The following is a 15,862-nucleotide window of genomic DNA, read 5'->3' as shown; positions in this document are numbered from 1 at the left end:
AGCTGCTTATTCCCATAAGCCATAAGCCCCTTACTTTGCGTGATATGGCCTGCGCACGTTTGCCGGTATGATAGGCGCCCCCGCAGTTCGGATTGCGAATACGCCATGACCTTGCAGTACCCAACCATCGCCGATTGCGTCGGCAACACTCCGCTGGTCCGTTTGCAGCGCCTGCCTGGCGTCACCAGCAACACGCTTTTGCTCAAGCTCGAAGGGAACAACCCGGCGGGTTCGGTCAAGGATCGTCCGGCGCTGTCGATGATCACCCGCGCCGAATTGCGCGGGCAGATCCACGTCGGCGACACGCTGATCGAAGCGACTTCGGGTAACACCGGGATTGCCCTGGCCATGGCCGCCGCGATCAAGGGTTACAAGATGATCCTGATCATGCCGGACAACTCCAGCGCCGAGCGTAAAGCCGCGATGACGGCCTATGGCGCCGAGCTGATTCTGGTCAGCCAGGAAGAAGGCATGGAAGGCGCGCGCGACCTCGCCCAGCGAATGGAAGCCGAAGGCCGTGGCAAGGTGCTCGATCAGTTCGCCAACGGTGACAACCCCGAGGCGCACTACACCACCACCGGTCCGGAAATCTGGCGTCAGACCCAGGGCACCATCACGCATTTCGTCAGCTCGATGGGCACCACCGGCACCATCATGGGTGTCTCGCGCTACCTGAAAGAACAGAACGAGAACGTGCAGATCATCGGTCTGCAACCCATGGAAGGCTCGGCAATTCCGGGCATCCGCCGCTGGCCGCAGGAATACCTGCCAAAGATTTATCAGGCCGATCGCGTGGACCGGATCGTCGACATGGCGCAAAGCGAGGCCGAGGACGTGACCCGTCGTCTGGCGCGCGAAGAAGGCATTTTCTGCGGCGTGTCTTCGGGCGGTGCAGTGGCGGCGATGCTGCGCCTGTCCAAAGAAGTTGAAAACGCGGTGATTGTCGCGATCATCTGTGACCGTGGCGACCGTTACTTGTCGACCGGCATTTTCGACGCGCCAAACTGATGGCCAAGCAAGAGAGAGGCCTGCGCTTCCAGCCCACGGGCGGCAGCAAGGCCCCGCAAGTCCCGACCGGCAAAAAGCAGCGTTTGACCATCGAGCGCCTGGCTAATGACGGTCGCGGTATCGCATTTTTTGAAGGTCGCACCTGGTTCGTTATCGGTGCCTTGGCCGGTGAAGAGGTCGAGGCGCGGGTCTTGGGTGCCCACGGTAAAGTGGTCGAGGCGCGTACCGAGCGGGTGTTCCAGGCCAGCCAATTGCGCCGCCCGGCACCGTGCGCCCATGCCGGTCGCTGCGGTGGTTGCAGCGTGCAGCATCTGCCCCACAACGAACAACTCGCCCTGAAACAGCGCATGCTCGCCGAGCAATTGTCGAGGGTTGCCGGCGTCGAACCCGAAGAGTGGGCTGCGCCATTGAGCGGTCCGGAATTCGGCTACCGGCGTCGTGCCCGGGTGGCGGTGCGTTGGGACATGAAGGCGAAAAAACTCGAAGTCGGTTTCCGCGCAGCGGGCAGCCAGGACATCGTCGCCATCAACGAGTGCCCGGTGCTGGTACAGCCCTTGCAACCGATCATGACCCGCTTGCCGGATATGCTGCGGCGCTTGAGCAAACCTCAGGCACTGGGGCATGTGGAATTGTTCAGCGGTTCGTCATTGGCGGTATTGCTGCGGCACATGGCGCCGTTGTCCGAAGCCGATATGACGATCCTCAAGCAATTCTGCGCGCTCCATGAGGCCCAGTTGTGGCTGCATGGCGACGGCGAGCCGCAACCGGTCGAGGCCGATCAGACCCTGGGCTATCGCCTTGAACCGTGGGACTTGAACCTGGCGTATCGGCCTGGAGATTTCATCCAGGTCAACGCCGGGGTCAACGAAGCGATGGTCGCTCAGGCGCTGGAATGGTTGGCGCCGAAAGCCGATGAGCGGGTTCTGGACCTGTTCTGCGGGTTGGGCAACTTTGCCTTGCCGCTGGCCAGGACCGTTCGTGAAGTGGTGGCGGTGGAAGGTGTGCAGGCCATGGTCGAGCGGGCCGCCGCGAACGCCGCTAGTAATAATTTGCATAACGCGAAATTTTTTCAGGCCGATTTATCCCAGCCTTTGGCTGATGCCGAATGGGCCAGCGAAGGCTTTTGTGCGGTACTCTTGGACCCACCTCGCGACGGTGCTTTCGAGGTGGTGCGCAAGCTTGCGTCCCTGGGTGCCGAACGATTGGTTTATGTGTCGTGCAACCCTGCAACTCTGGCGCGCGACACGGTCGAATTGATCAAGCAGGGCTACCGGTTAAAACGTGCCGGGATTCTCGATATGTTTCCTCAAACGGCGCATGTCGAGGCCATGGCGTTATTTGAAGCGAGCTAGGATGGCTCGTCTGGTCCGACTGACCGTCCGTGCCGCCACGCATCAGCCCGGCGGGGCGCCCGGACAATGAAGGTCAGCGATTTGACGCATTGAATCTGCGTCGTAGGGAAGGTAAAGCAAGATGGTACAGGTGAGAGCACACCAGCCGATCAACACTGACGGCAGTATCAATCTCGAGGCTTGGCTCGATCACGCGGTCAGTATCGATACGGCACTGGATCGCGAAGCCTTGAAAGAAGCCTGCGAGTTCGCTCGCGAGGCCGAACAACAAGCCAATGCGGCGAAAAACCTGTGGTCCGAAGGGACCTCGAGTTTCCGCACCGGCCTTGAGATCGCCGAGATTCTCGCCGACCTCAAACTCGATCAGGATTCGTTGGTCGCGGCAGTCTTGTACCGCGGCGTGCGCGAAGGCCAGATCCAGTTGCCGGCGGTCAGCCAGCGCTTCGGCCCGGTGGTCGCCAAACTGATTGACGGCGTGCAACGCATGGCGGCGATCAGCGACAGTCTGAGTCCGCGTAAATCCATGGTGATGGGCACCCAAGGCCAGGTGGAAAACCTGCGCAAGATGCTCGTGGCCATGGTCGACGACGTGCGCGTCGCGCTGATCAAACTGGCCGAGCGCACCTGTGCGATCCGTGCGGTAAAAACCGCCGATGACGAGAAGCGTAACCGCGTCGCCCGTGAAGTCTTCGACATCTACGCGCCGCTGGCTCACCGCCTCGGTATCGGTCATATCAAGTGGGAGCTGGAGGACTTGTCCTTCCGTTACCTTGAGCCCGACCAGTACAAGCAGATCGCCAAGTTGCTCCATGAGCGACGGCTGGATCGCGAGCGCTTCATCAGCGATGTGATGACCCAGCTCAAGAACGAGTTGCAGGCCACCGGCGTCGAGGCTGACATCAGCGGCCGGGCCAAACACATCTATTCGATCTGGCGCAAAATGCAGCGCAAGGGTCTGGAGTTCAGCCAGATCTACGACGTGCGCGCCGTTCGCGTGCTGGTGCCGGAAATGCGCGACTGCTACACCGCGCTCGGCATCGTCCACACCCTGTGGCGGCACATCCCGAAAGAGTTCGACGACTACATCGCCAACCCGAAAGAGAACGGCTACCGCTCGCTGCACACCGCGGTGATCGGCCCTGAAGGCAAGGTGCTGGAAGTGCAGATCCGCACCCACGCCATGCACGAAGAAGCCGAGCTGGGTGTTTGCGCGCACTGGCGATACAAGGGCACCGACGTCAAGTCCGGCTCGAACCACTATGAAGAGAAAATCTCCTGGCTGCGTCAGGTTCTCGAGTGGCACGAAGAGCTGGGCGATATCGGCGGCCTTGCCGAACAGCTGCGGGTCGATATCGAGCCGGACCGGGTTTATATCTTCACTCCCGACGGTCATGCCATCGACTTGCCGAAGGGCGCGACACCGCTGGACTTCGCTTACCGCGTGCACACCGAAATCGGTCACAACTGCCGCGGCGCCAAGATTAACGGGCGCATCGTGCCGCTCAACTACAGCCTGCAAACCGGTGAACAGGTCGAGATCATCACCAGCAAGCACGGCACCCCGAGCCGCGACTGGCTGAACCCGAACCTGGGCTACATCACCACGTCACGGGCGCGGGCGAAGATTGTTCACTGGTTCAAGCTGCAAGCCCGCGATCAGAACGTTGCGGCCGGTAAAACCTTGATCGAGCGCGAACTCAATCGCCTCGGCCTGCCGCAGGTGGATTTCGACAAGTTGGCCGAAAAGGCCAACATGAAGACCGCCGAGGACATGTTCGCTGCGTTGGGCGCAGGCGATTTGCGCCTGGCGCAACTGGTGAACCTGGCGCAGCAACTGGTCGAGCCGGAACGCGGCAACGAACAGCTGGAGCTGATCCCGCGCAAAGCCACCGGCTATAAACCGGGCAAGCGCGGCGATATCCAGATCCAGGGCGTCGGCAACCTGATGACCCAGATGGCCGGCTGCTGCCAGCCGTTGCCGGGGGACGCCATCGTCGGTTACATCACCCAGGGCCGTGGCGTGAGCATCCACCGTCAGGACTGCGCCTCGGTGCTGCAACTGGCCGGGCGCGAGCCGGAGCGGATCATCCAGGTCAGCTGGGGGCCGGTGCCGGTGCTCACCTATCCGGTGGACATCATCATTCGCGCTTACGACCGTTCCGGTCTGCTGCGTGACGTGTCGCAGGTGCTGCTCAACGAGCGGATCAACGTGCTGGCGGTCAACACCCGCTCGAACAAAGAGGACAACACTGCGTTGATGTCCCTGACCATCGAGATTCCGGGGCTGGATGCGCTGGGGCGGTTGCTGGGGCGGATCTCCCAGTTGCCGAACATCATCGAAACCCGCCGTAACCGCACACCGTAAGGCGTTCACTTTTTTGTGGCCGCCAAGCTTTTGTGGGGCTGGCTTGTCGGATCGCGGCGGTGCGGCGATCCGACAAGCCAGGTTCCCACAGGTTCTCGCAGAGATTGATTGATGTATTCACTTGAAGACCTGCTGCACCTGATGAACCGTCTGCGCGACCCGCAGTACGGCTGCCCGTGGGACATCAAGCAAACCTACGCCACCATCGTCCCGCACACCCTGGAAGAAGCCTACGAAGTTGCCGATGCTATTGAACGCGGCGATTTCGATCACTTGCAGGGTGAGTTGGGCGACTTGTTGTTCCAGGTGGTTTATTACAGCCAACTGGCTCGGGAAGAAGGGCGCTTCGAATTCGCAGGCGTGGTCGACAGCATCACGCGCAAGTTGATCCGCCGTCATCCTCACGTATTTCCCACCGGTGATCTGTACGCGCCGCTGGACGTCCCGCGTCTGAATGAAGAGCAGGTCAAGCAACGCTGGGAAGAGATCAAGGCCGAAGAACGCGCCGAGAAGTCTTCGGCGCCGGAGCAGTTGTCCTTGCTCGATGACGTACCCGCGGCACTGCCGGCGTTGTCCCGTTCGGCAAAACTGCAGAAGCGCGCAGGGCAGGTCGGGTTCGATTGGCCGGACGCCTTGCCGGTGCTCGACAAGGTTCGCGAAGAGCTCGATGAAGTGCTTGAAGCCATGGCCGACAATGACTCGGCGGCGATTGCCGATGAAGTCGGCGACTTGCTGTTTTCCGTGGTCAATCTGGCGCGTCACCTCAAGGTCGATCCGGAAACCGCACTGCGTGGCGCGAACACAAAATTTGAAAGACGCTTCCGATTTATCGAACAGGCATTGCGCGACACCCACCGTCCCATAGAAGATTGCACCCTCGAAGAGTTGGACGCCTTGTGGGGCGAAGCCAAACGTCAGGAAAAGAATTTGCCCAGCTGCGGCTGAGCTGTTGCCTAAGTGAGTAAGCACCATGAGCCTTTCCCTTCGCGACCAGTTGCTCAAAGCAGGGCTGGTCAACCAAAAGCAGGCCAAACAGGTCGGCAAAGAAAAACAGAAACAACAGCGTCTGGCCCACAAAGGCCAGATCGAACTCGATGACTCCCAGCAGCGTGCGGCTCAGGAAGCCATGGCCGAGAAGGTCAAGCGCGATCAGGAGCTCAACCGTCAGCAGCAGGAGAAGGCCGAGCAGAAGGCCCGAGCCGCCCAGGTCAAGCAATTGATCGAAGTCTCGCGCCTGCCCAAGCTGAACACCGAGGACTACTACAACTTCGTCGACGACAAAAAGGTCAAGCGTATCTCCGTCAACACCCTGATGCGCAACAAGCTCAGCAGCGGTTCCCTGGCGATCGTGCATCACGCTGGCGGTTATGAAGTGATCCCTCGTGAAGCGGCCCTGAAGATTCAGGAGCGCGACCCACAGCGCATCGTGCAGCTGAATGTGAAGACAGAAGAAGTCAGCACCGAAGACGATCCGTACGCGGCCTATCAGATTCCTGACGATCTGATGTGGTAAGCCGTTAGCAGCTGCAACAACGACAAACCCCGCTCATGGCGGGGTTTGTCATTTTCAATGCGGTGGTTATGCAGAACGCGCTTCGCGTTGCTGCTCCAGTGATTCCAGTTCGGCCTTGTATTGGTGGGCTTCGGTCTCGGAATGGAACATCCCGACCAGCAGGTCTTGTTGATGTACATCCCAGATGCGGATACCGGCGGCGATGCCTTCATGGGACATATGTGAATCGTCGCGTTCAGTTACTTTTACAGTCATCTGCTAGCTCCAATCTCTGTTATCTGCAGCAAGGCGTGTGCAGGCCTTTGTTATAAGTTTTGTTAGCTGGCTAAGTAAACGACTGAAATCGGTAACGGACTTTTTCAAAAACGGAGAAAGTGCTGCAGCCCGCGAAATACGCGACATTCAGTCGCAGGCTGTTGAGTTCCATGACAAATGTTTCATGTCTAAAGGGCTGTCTGGCCGTAGATAAAACCTGGCCAAAAAAAACGCCCCGAACCAGTCGGGGCGTTTTTATGTGTGGCGTAGGCGGGGTATTACTTACCCTGCCAGCGCTTCAGTACCAGCGTGGCGTTGGTGCCACCGAAGCCGAAGCTGTTGCTCATCACGGTGTTGATGGTGGCGTCTTCGCGAGTCTTGGTCAGGATTGGCATGTCTGCCACTTCCGGGTCCAGTTCGTCGATGTTGGCGGAACCCGCCATGAAGTTGCCTTCCATCATCAGCATGCAGTAGATCGCTTCGTGAACGCCGGCGGCGCCCAGGGAGTGACCCGACAGGCTCTTGGTGGAGCTGATGGCCGGAGCGTTGTCGCCGAACACTTCACGCACACCTTTCATTTCCATCACGTCGCCGACCGGAGTCGAGGTGCCGTGGGTGTTCAGGTAATCGATCGGTGCGTCAACGGTGGACATGGCCATCTGCATGCAGCGGATGGCGCCTTCGCCGCTTGGGGCGACCATGTCGTAGCCGTCGGAGGTCGCGCCGTAGCCAACGATTTCCGCGTAGATCTTCGCGCCGCGGGCCAGAGCGTGTTCCAGCTCTTCGACCACGACCATGCCGCCACCGCCGGCGATGACGAAACCGTCACGCTTGGCGTCGTAGGCACGGGAAGCTTTTTCCGGAGTTTCGTTGTACTGGCTGGACAGGGCGCCCATGGCGTCGAACAGGAACGACTGGCTCCAGTGCTCTTCTTCACCGCCGCCGGCGAATACGATGTCCTGCTTGCCCATCTGGATCTGTTCCATGGCGGTACCGATGCAGTGAGCACTGGTGGCGCAGGCAGAAGCGATGGAGTAGTTCAGGCCCTTGATCTTGAACGGGGTGGCCAGGCAAGCGGAAACAGTGCTGCTCATGGTCCGCGTTACGCGGTATGGGCCGACGCGCTTGACGCCTTTCTCGCGCAGGATGTCCAGCGCTTCCATCTGGTTCAGCGTGGAGGCGCCACCGGAACCGGCGATCAGGCCGGTACGCGGGTTGGAAACTTGCTCTTCGGTCAGGCCGGAGTCTGCGATGGCATCTTTCATGGCCAGGTAGGCGTAAGCCGCCGCGTGGCCGACGAAGCGATAGATCTTGCGATCGATCAGCTCTTCGAGGGGAAGGTCAATGGAGCCGGAAACCTGGCTACGCAGACCCATTTCGGCATATTCCGGGTTGAACCGGATGCCAGGGCGGCTTGCACGCAGGTTAGCGGAGACGGTCTCTTTGTCATTGCCCAGGCACGAAACGATGCCCAGACCAGTGATAACGACGCGGCGCATGCGGATAACCCTTAGAAGTTGTCAGTGGAGGTGAAAACGCCGACCCGAAGGCCTTCGGCGGTATAGATTTCGCGGCCGTCGACAGTCACGGAACCATCGGCGATGGCCATGTTCAGTTTGCCTTTGAGGACGCGTTTGATATGGATGTTATAGGTGACTTTCTTGGCGGTCGGCAGTACCTGGCCAAAGAATTTCACTTCGCCCGAACCCAGGGCGCGACCGCGGCCCGGCAGGCCTTGCCAGCCGAGGAAGAAACCGACCAGTTGCCACATGGCATCGAGGCCCAGGCAGCCCGGCATCACCGGATCACCTTCGAAGTGGCAGGCGAAGAACCACAGGTCTGGAGTGATATCCAGCTCGGCGACCAATTCACCTTTGCCGTACTTGCCACCCTCTTCGGAGATCAGGGTGATGCGATCGACCATCAGCATGTTCGGGGCGGGCAGTTGCGCGTTACCCGGGCCGAACAGCTCACCACGACTGCAGCGCAGCAGGTCTTCCCGGGTAAAGGCGTTTTGTTTGGTCATGCGAGCTCCTCAATAGTCCATGCGGCAGGGGGGCGAATCTTCCCGGCCGATCGAAGCGTTCATGCCTCGAGTCAGCAGCCTACTCATAGACTATTGCGTTGTAGTGAAAGTCACAGTACCAAGGACATGAATGTACACTTGTGCACTGAAATTATTATTCAAGCCCCTTTTAGGGCCTGTTCGGGTGCCTAAGACTGCCGCACTTTCGTCTTTCACGCCAGTCGCAGATCGTCGAAAGGCCTGCACTACTGCACCCAACGCTGCAGAATTTGCTGCAGATCAGTGCGTTTAAAGGGCTTGGCCAGGTAATCGTTCATTCCCGCGGACAAACAGGCTTCACGATCGCCCTGCAAGGCGTTGGCCGTCAGGGCAATGATCGGCACGTCAGCGCAGCCGGGCAGTTGGCGAATCTGTCGGGTGGCCTCGTAGCCGTCAATGACCGGCAGTCGGCAATCCATCAGAATCGCTTCGAAAATCAGGCTCTCGGCGCTGCGCACCGCTTGTGCACCATCGGTGACGACGCTGACAGTAAAGCCCAGGCTGCGCAACATTGCTTCAATGACGGTGCGGTTGACCGGGTTGTCTTCCACCAGCAACACATTGCGACCTTCGCCGTGGCCATTGCCGGTATGTACTCGCGGCGTCAGCACCGGCAACGACTGCTTATACAGCGCCAAAGGAATTTCCAGGGTGAACACCGAGCCGACGCCTTCTTCGCTTTGAGCACGCAAGGTGCCGCCCATTCGTTCTGCCAGAGTGCGGGCAATCGGCAGCCCCAGCCCGGTGCCACCGTAACGTCTTGAAATAGTACTGTCGGCCTGCTGGAACGCGTTGAACATCAATTCCAGGCTTTCGGCCGGGATGCCGATCCCGCTGTCGCGCACGGTGCAGGTGAACCACAGCAATTCGTGATCCAGCGACTGCCACTGCGGTTCGATCGTGACGCGGCCCCGTTCGGTGAATTTCAGCGCATTGCCGACCAGGTTGACCAGGATCTGCCGGATCCGCGTCGGGTCGCCCTGAACCTGCAGGGCGCGCATGTCCTCGGGGATCTGCAGTTGCAGGTCAAGCCCACGTTGCACTGCGCTGTGCTGGAACGACTGGGCGCAACTGGTGATCAGGTCCGCGAGGTTGAATGCAATGTGCTCCAGCTCCAGTTCCGAGCGTTCGATGCGCGAGAAGTCGAGAATGTCGTTGATCACTTTGAGCAGGTGTTCAGTCGATTCAGAAGCCAGCGCGGCGTACTCGATCTGTTCCTCGGTCATCGCGGTGGTTTCCAGCAGTTGCAGCATGCCCAGCACGCCATTCATCGGCGTGCGCAGCTCATGGCTCATCATCGCCAGGAAATCGGATTTGGCGTTGTTGGCCTTTTCCGCTTCCTCGCGGGTCTGGATCAATTGCGCCATGGCCTGATGCTGTTCGCGGCTGGCTTGTTCAAGGCCCTGGGCAAGGTTGTTGATGTGTTGTGACAGGGCGCCCAGTTCGGTGTCATCGACAATCGGCAGGGGCGTTTTGTAGTCGCCTTTCTGGATCGCCTTGACCGCATTGCCGATGTCATGGATCGGTTGCGACAGGCTGCTGGCCAGACGCCGAGCCAGCAGAAAGGTAAACAGCAGGGCGAACAGGGCAAGGATCCCGGCCTTGAACAGGATTTCCTGCTGGCGCTGGTTGAAGGCGTCATTGGACAGACCGACGATCACCCGGCCCAGGTAATCTTCTCCCGGCTTCGTGGGGGCGGTGCGGCTGTTCTGGAAGAAGTCATTGTTGAGCGCGATGCGTTGCAGCCGCACCGGTGCCTGGAACACTTCGACCTGGTGCGAACGATTGTGGGTTTCCGACGGTTGTTCGACGTACACCAGAACCCGGTTGGTGCGGTCCTGAACCTCCAGAAAACGCACATTGGGCGTGGCCAGGGTGGCTTTGAGCAAACTCTCGAGCACGTCGTTATTACCCGAGATCACCCCGTATTCGGTGGCCGGCGCCAGTTGGTTGGCGATCAGTTGACCGGTGTGGTTGAGTTCCTGGCGCAGGTCCTGGATTCGCACGAAGGTGAAAAAACTGATCAGCAGCAACGTCAGCAGCAGCGCCGGGCCGAGGCTGATGATCTGGGTACGGGTATTGATGTCCCAACCGCTATGGAAGGTCATGGGCGATGTTCTCCTTCGGCCAGCTGTGTTGCGACAGAGGCTTCATTCATCGGTTCAATGCTTAATGAACGAGCCACTTGCGGGTTGCTCAAGACCTTGAAGTGCTGCGGATAAAGGGTGCGCGGCCAGGTGCTGTAGGGGCGGTCGAGCAGTTCGTCGAGAATCTTCAGCCAATCGCTCTGGTCGCTGTAGGTGCTGGCGAGGCTGCCCGCCCTGACGAACGCGGCATTGGGACCGATCAGCGGCAGCTGCCGTGCGTAGCTGCTGAGCAGCAGGTTTTTCACGGTTTTGGGGTTGTACAGATCAGGATCATCCAGGCCCAGCAGCACATCGCTGTTTTTCAGCAGGGCCTGCAACGGGCGACTGTCATTGGTGTTGTCCCAACGCTCGGTGACCACTTCAAGGCCCAGGGGCAGGGCTGCCTGATGCAGTTCCTTCAGCAGGAATTCGCTGTGGCTGTCGAAAAGCACGCCGACACGTCGAGCCTCGGGCAGGACGAGTCGGGTCAGGCGCAATTGTCGATCCAGCGGCGGATCGCTCCAGAGCAGGCTCAGGTGCGGTGGCGAAACATCGCCAAAGCGTTGGTGGGCTTGCAGGCGGCTGATGCGCAGCACCAGCGTTGCCGGGCCTTGGGCGTCTTGCAGGCGCCAGTCGAGGCTTTGCAAGTCGAGCAGAATCAGGCGGGTACCTGCGGGCAGTTGGCCGGGTGCGGGCAAGCTGGCGACCGGCTGGAAACGCACGCTGTCGGTGGGGCGCAACTCGCTCAGGGCCTGGACGAAAGACTGCACGCCAGGGCTGTCGTCGGCGCCGGTCAGCAGAATGTCGGCGGCCCGGGCCGGCAGATTGCACAGCAGCCCGGCAAACACCAGGCACAGCCCGGCCAGCAGGCGGCCAAGGGTTGGCGTCTTCCGTGGCAGGCAATACGGCATCTTAAAACTCCAGCTCCGCGCTGAAGTAGAGCACCCGGCGTTCGTCGTAGTTATTGTCGACGAAAGTGGTGGGCTGATTGTCGAGGCGTTGCTGGAGGATCCCGGCCAGCTCCAGATTGGCCTTGCCCAAGCCGATGCGTTTGGCGAGGCGGGTGTCGACCCGTTCGAAGCGGTAACCGTTGAGGGCGTCGGCGCCATAGTAGAAGAGCGCGCTGTTCCAGCCCTGGCCCCAGTTGCGCAGCCAACCGGCGGAGCCGCTGTTGCGCGCCGTTTGTTGTGCATCCAGCGGGTTGCTCGCCTCGGCATCGACATAGGCGTACGTCAGGCGCAGACGATCGGTGCTGCTGACGCGCCAGTCCAGTTGGGTTTCCGTCCCTGAGAATCGTGAGCTGTTCGAGTTGCTGGCAATGTACTGATTGTTGCGCAGCGGTTCGCTGATCATGCCGTTGATTTCGTCGTAGAACAGCTTCACATCGACCGTCAGCCCCCAGTCTGTGAAGTAGCCGTTGTAGCCCAATTCCCGGGAACGCATGCGTTCCTGTTCGAGGTCACCCGGGCCACGGGTCCTGACGAAATAGCGGGCGCTGGTCTGGCCATAGGCACTGGGTTGCAGGTTGGTCACCTGGTAACTCCAGTTGACGCTGTTCTCGAACATGTCCGGCGAGCGGACGGCTTCCGAATACACCGCGCGCAAACCGTGGCGCGGGTTGATCAGATAGTTGACCGCCAGTCGTGGGGTCAGTGAACTGCCGGTCAATTGCGTGTCTTCGAACATCGCCCCGCCTTGCAGCAACCAGTGCTCGGTGGCGCGCCACTCGAGTTGGCCGAACGCCCGCCAGGTGGTGTCGTCGAGCGTGCCATTGAAGTAGGTCTCGGAATCGGCCCGGTCGTAACGATAGTTCATGCCGCTGACCAGCCGCAGCGTGTCGGACAGGCTGAGGGTGTCTTGCAGTTCGAGGTCGTAGCGCGACTCTCGGGCACTCTGGTCGATGTCGCCGCACAGCGTTTTGTTCGCGCCGTTTCGCCATTGCGCCAGAACCTGATTGGCCAGGTCTTGTTCTGCCGCTGTACCGGGGGGCGCGCCGGTGAAACGAGCGATGTTGCGCGCCAGGCGTTCGGTGTAATTGGGATTGAGGTGCCAAAGTTGGGTCAGCTCCGGGCTGAACGAGATCTCGGCATCGCAGGCACGCCAAGTCTGCTGACGATCCCAGTGTTGCGCCGAGCCTTGAATATAAAGGCTGTGATCAGGGTTGATGTCCAGGTTCCAGCGCAGCGAGCCGGCGTAGTCCTTGGCGATGACGTCGGAATTGTTCCCAGCGGCGGTAATCCCTGAGAACACCGGGCTGTAGGTATAGGGCCGCTGGTTGGTCCCGTCCTTGGCGTTCAGTTGCCAATCGATGCTCTGATTCTCATTGAGCGTCTGGCTGACGGCGAGGCTGAAGCGATTCAAACGACGGTTGTCGCGATAATCGGCGCCGGTGCGGTCCGAGTCGAACCCATCGTCTTGTTGGCCGGACAGCGACAGGCGCAAGTCGCCGCTGTCCCAGCCCATACCCTGGCTGGCGTAGAAATCGTTGATGCCGCGTTGGCCTCGGGTGATTTTCAGCCGCGTGCCGTGGCTGTCGGCCGGTTTGCGGGTGATGATATTGACCACCGCCATCAGCGCGTTGGCGCCGTAGCTGACGGTGTTCGGGCCACGGAAAACCTCGATGCGCTCGATGTCTTCCATGGCCACCGGAATATCACTCCAGTCCACCGTGGCCAGGCCCGCGCGGTACACCGAGCGGCCGTCGATCAGCACTTGCATGCGCCGCGCTTCGCTGGCGTTGGTGCCGTGGTAGTTCACCGCTGCCTGGTTGCCGCTGATATTGCCGACCATCATCCCCGGCACCAGCCGCAGCAACTCACTGATGTCCCGCGCGCCGCTGGCGTTGATCAGTTCGCTGTCGATCACCGTCATGCTGCCCGGCACGGCCGCCGGCGACTGCTTCAGGCGCGTCGCGGTGAGCACTTGCGGCAACGGACCGTTGTCCAGGAACAGGTCGTCGGCCAGCAATGGCGAGCTGAACATCAGCGCCAGCACCAGTGGCGAGCGAGGAGAGGGAGAGCCAAAAGACACGGCACGGCCTTGATAGCGATTAATTGGCGCGCATGTTAACCGAGCGCAATGACTTTTCCAGTCACGTTGTGGGCATTTTCCTCGGTTTTCTTGGTCTTCTTCCTACAAGTGCCGGTAATTGATGTCGGGGCTGGCCGCGACTGGGCCGCTCCGTATAATGCGGGCATCGCCACTGGTATGGATTAACGGATTGCATATGACTGAACAGCGCCCAATTGCGGTCCTGGGAGGCGGAAGTTTTGGTACCGCCGTGGCTAATCTGCTGGCCGAGAACGGGCATCAGGTGCGGCTGTGGATGCGTGACCCCGAGCAGGCCGAGGCCATTCGGGTCAATCGCGAGAACCCGCGTTACCTCAAAGGCATCAAGATTCTTCCGGCGGTGGAGGCAGTCACAGACCTGCAAGCCACGCTGGAAGCCTGCGACCTGTGCTTCGTCGCGTTGCCCTCCAGCGCGCTGCGCTCGGTGCTGGCGCCTTACGCTCAGCTTTTGAGCGGCAAAATGCTGGTGAGCCTGACCAAAGGCATCGAAGCCCATACGTTCAAGCTGATGAGCCAGATTCTTGAAGACATCGCCCCGCAAGCGCGCATCGGCGTGCTGTCGGGACCGAACCTGGCCCGTGAAATCGCCGAACACGCGCTGACCGCCACGGTGGTCGCCAGCGAAGACGAAGACCTTTGCCAGCAGGTTCAGGCCGCGCTGCATGGCCGGACCTTTCGCGTATACGCCAGCGCCGACCGCTTTGGCGTGGAGCTGGGCGGGGCGCTGAAAAACGTTTACGCCATCATCGCCGGCATGGCAGTGGCGTTGGGCATGGGCGAAAACACCAAGAGCATGCTGATTACCCGGGCACTGGCGGAAATGACCCGCTTCGCGGTCAGTCAGGGTGCCAACCCGATGACGTTCCTGGGGTTGGCGGGCGTCGGCGATTTGATCGTCACCTGCTCATCGCCTAAAAGCCGCAATTATCAGGTCGGGTTTGCCCTCGGCCAGGGCTTGAGCCTGGAGGATGCGGTGACGCGTCTGGGCGAAGTGGCCGAAGGCGTGAACACCCTCAAGGTGCTCAAGGCCAAGGCTCAGGAGGTCGGCGTGTATATGCCGCTGGTCGCCGGATTGCACGCGATCCTGTTCGAAGGGCGCACGCTGGATCAGGTGATTGGGTTGTTGATGCGTGGCGAACCGAAAACCGACGTGGACTTTATTTCCCCCAGTGGTTTCTAAGCACTTAACCGATACGAGCAGGGAGCGAGACAGACATGAACGATCCGAAAGTAGAAGAAGGCAAGTACGAATCCATCCTGCTGCGGGTGCTGTGGATGATTGTCTATGTGCTGGTCTGGCAAGTGGCGCAATTGATCCTCGGCGCGGTGGTGCTGGTGCAGCTGATCTATCGTTTGATATATGGCGCACCGAGCGCCAGCCTGATGAATTTCGGCGACAGCCTGAGCCAGTTTCTGGCGCAGATCGGTCGTTTCGGCAGCTTTCACAGCGACCAGAAGCCCTGGCCGTTCGCCGACTGGCCAGCGCCGCGTACACCGGAAGGTGAAGCTCCGCACGTTGTGGCGCCGGCGCCGCATCCGGCCCGAGATGAGGAACCGAAACTATGAAACTCTGGGTATTGCGTCATGGTGAAGCCGAACCTCACGGTACCCGTCCGGACTCCGAGCGGGCCCTGACCGATAAGGGGCGCAAAGAGGTGAAGCGCATCGCGGCCAAATTGAAGGGCAAACACCTGACTGCCATTTATGCCAGCCCTTACCTGCGAGCGCAGGAGACCGCAATGCTGGTGCGTAAGGAGCTGGGTTTTGCACCGGAGATTCGCACCGTCGAATGGCTGACGCCCGACAATAATCCGCAAGCAGTGGCGGAGCAGTTGGTTTCCGTGGATCACGCACTGCTGGTCAGCCACAACCCGCTGGTCGGTAACCTGCTGGGCTATTTGCAGCATGGTCACGTGCAAGACCCGGAGCGGGTCGGCACCGCCGGACTGGCGGAGCTTGAGGGCGATGAACTGCTGGTCGGGGCGATGAAGCTCAACGGCATCAAAACCCCGTAACCGGCTCCCACAGGACGCTGATTTTTGTGTGAAATAGTCAACCAAGCACTTGCTTGGTTGACTACGCTTGCTCCAGACCAGAAATATGGGAGCA

Annotated in this window: 14 protein-coding genes; 8 read left to right on the top strand and 6 right to left on the bottom strand. The window is 60.3% G+C overall.

The window, feature by feature from the left end:
- Window positions 1-105 precede the first annotated feature (105 nt).
- From cysM to AC07V0_RS25475, 5 genes are all read left to right on the top strand, one after another.
- A complete protein-coding gene (cysM, locus tag AC07V0_RS25495; protein WP_018926292.1) occupies window positions 106-1,008 on the top strand; it encodes a cysteine synthase CysM in 903 nt (300 codons plus the stop codon).
- Window positions 1,008-2,360, top strand: coding sequence for a 23S rRNA (uracil(1939)-C(5))-methyltransferase RlmD (gene rlmD / locus AC07V0_RS25490; protein ID WP_192350860.1), 1,353 nt, complete (start codon window positions 1,008-1,010; stop codon window positions 2,358-2,360). Before cysM ends, rlmD begins: the two co-directional genes overlap by 1 nt.
- A gap of 121 nt (window positions 2,361-2,481) precedes the next feature.
- Window positions 2,482-4,725, top strand: coding sequence for a GTP diphosphokinase (gene relA / locus AC07V0_RS25485; RefSeq protein WP_018926290.1), 2,244 nt, complete (start codon window positions 2,482-2,484; stop codon window positions 4,723-4,725).
- Window positions 4,726-4,836: 111 nt separating this feature from the next.
- Entirely contained in the window at window positions 4,837-5,670 is an 834-nt protein-coding gene (gene mazG, locus AC07V0_RS25480) for a nucleoside triphosphate pyrophosphohydrolase (RefSeq protein ID WP_018926289.1), read from the top strand.
- A 25-nt stretch (window positions 5,671-5,695) separates the two neighbouring features.
- A complete protein-coding gene (locus AC07V0_RS25475; protein WP_018926288.1) occupies window positions 5,696-6,238 on the top strand; it encodes a DUF2058 domain-containing protein in 543 nt (180 codons plus the stop codon).
- 66 nt (window positions 6,239-6,304) lie between these two features.
- On the opposite strand, the gene AC07V0_RS25470 is transcribed toward AC07V0_RS25475, so the two are convergent.
- From AC07V0_RS25470 to AC07V0_RS25445, 6 genes are all read right to left on the bottom strand, one after another.
- Window positions 6,305-6,493 (bottom strand): hypothetical protein, encoded by a 189-nt coding sequence (locus AC07V0_RS25470; RefSeq protein WP_018926287.1) that lies wholly within the window; start codon window positions 6,491-6,493, stop codon window positions 6,305-6,307.
- Between the two features lie 278 nt (window positions 6,494-6,771).
- On the bottom strand, window positions 6,772-7,992 hold the full coding sequence (fabB, locus tag AC07V0_RS25465) for a beta-ketoacyl-ACP synthase I (RefSeq protein ID WP_007937568.1): 1,221 nt from the start codon (window positions 7,990-7,992) through the stop codon (window positions 6,772-6,774).
- An 11-nt stretch (window positions 7,993-8,003) separates the two neighbouring features.
- Window positions 8,004-8,519: a 3-hydroxyacyl-[acyl-carrier-protein] dehydratase FabA gene (gene fabA, locus AC07V0_RS25460; RefSeq protein WP_018926285.1), complete on the bottom strand. Its 516-nt coding sequence runs from the start codon at window positions 8,517-8,519 to the stop codon at window positions 8,004-8,006.
- Between the two features lie 245 nt (window positions 8,520-8,764).
- Window positions 8,765-10,666: an ATP-binding protein gene (locus tag AC07V0_RS25455; RefSeq protein ID WP_018926284.1), complete on the bottom strand. Its 1,902-nt coding sequence runs from the start codon at window positions 10,664-10,666 to the stop codon at window positions 8,765-8,767.
- Window positions 10,663-11,595, bottom strand: coding sequence for an ABC transporter substrate-binding protein (locus AC07V0_RS25450; protein ID WP_192350861.1), 933 nt, complete (start codon window positions 11,593-11,595; stop codon window positions 10,663-10,665). Before AC07V0_RS25450 ends, AC07V0_RS25455 begins: the two co-directional genes overlap by 4 nt.
- A 1-nt stretch (window position 11,596) precedes the next feature.
- Window positions 11,597-13,714, bottom strand: a complete 2,118-nt coding sequence (locus AC07V0_RS25445) for a TonB-dependent receptor plug domain-containing protein (RefSeq protein ID WP_192350862.1) — start codon at window positions 13,712-13,714, stop codon at window positions 11,597-11,599.
- Between the two features lie 196 nt (window positions 13,715-13,910).
- Between AC07V0_RS25445 and AC07V0_RS25440 the strand changes: the two genes are divergently transcribed.
- Genes AC07V0_RS25440 through sixA form a run of 3 tightly spaced genes read left to right on the top strand, consistent with a single transcriptional unit; the run spans window position 13,911 to window position 15,768 of the window.
- Window positions 13,911-14,933: an NAD(P)H-dependent glycerol-3-phosphate dehydrogenase gene (locus AC07V0_RS25440; protein ID WP_018926281.1), complete on the top strand. Its 1,023-nt coding sequence runs from the start codon at window positions 13,911-13,913 to the stop codon at window positions 14,931-14,933.
- Between the two features lie 35 nt (window positions 14,934-14,968).
- The gene (locus AC07V0_RS25435) at window positions 14,969-15,319 is read left to right on the top strand and encodes a DUF4389 domain-containing protein (RefSeq protein WP_018926280.1); all 351 of its coding nucleotides are present in this window, start codon (window positions 14,969-14,971) and stop codon (window positions 15,317-15,319) included.
- Window positions 15,316-15,768 carry a phosphohistidine phosphatase SixA gene (gene sixA / locus AC07V0_RS25430; protein ID WP_018926279.1) on the top strand — a complete coding sequence of 151 codons (453 nt, stop codon included), beginning with the start codon at window positions 15,316-15,318 and terminating at the stop codon, window positions 15,766-15,768. The genes AC07V0_RS25435 and sixA overlap by 4 nt, the downstream gene beginning before the upstream one ends.
- The last annotated feature ends 94 nt before the right edge of the window (window positions 15,769-15,862 follow it).

Source organism: Pseudomonas sp. GW821-FHT01E10 (genome assembly GCF_059422365.1).
The sequence above is the reverse complement of the archived record's forward strand: the minus strand, read 5'-3'. Positions and strand labels throughout refer to the sequence as shown.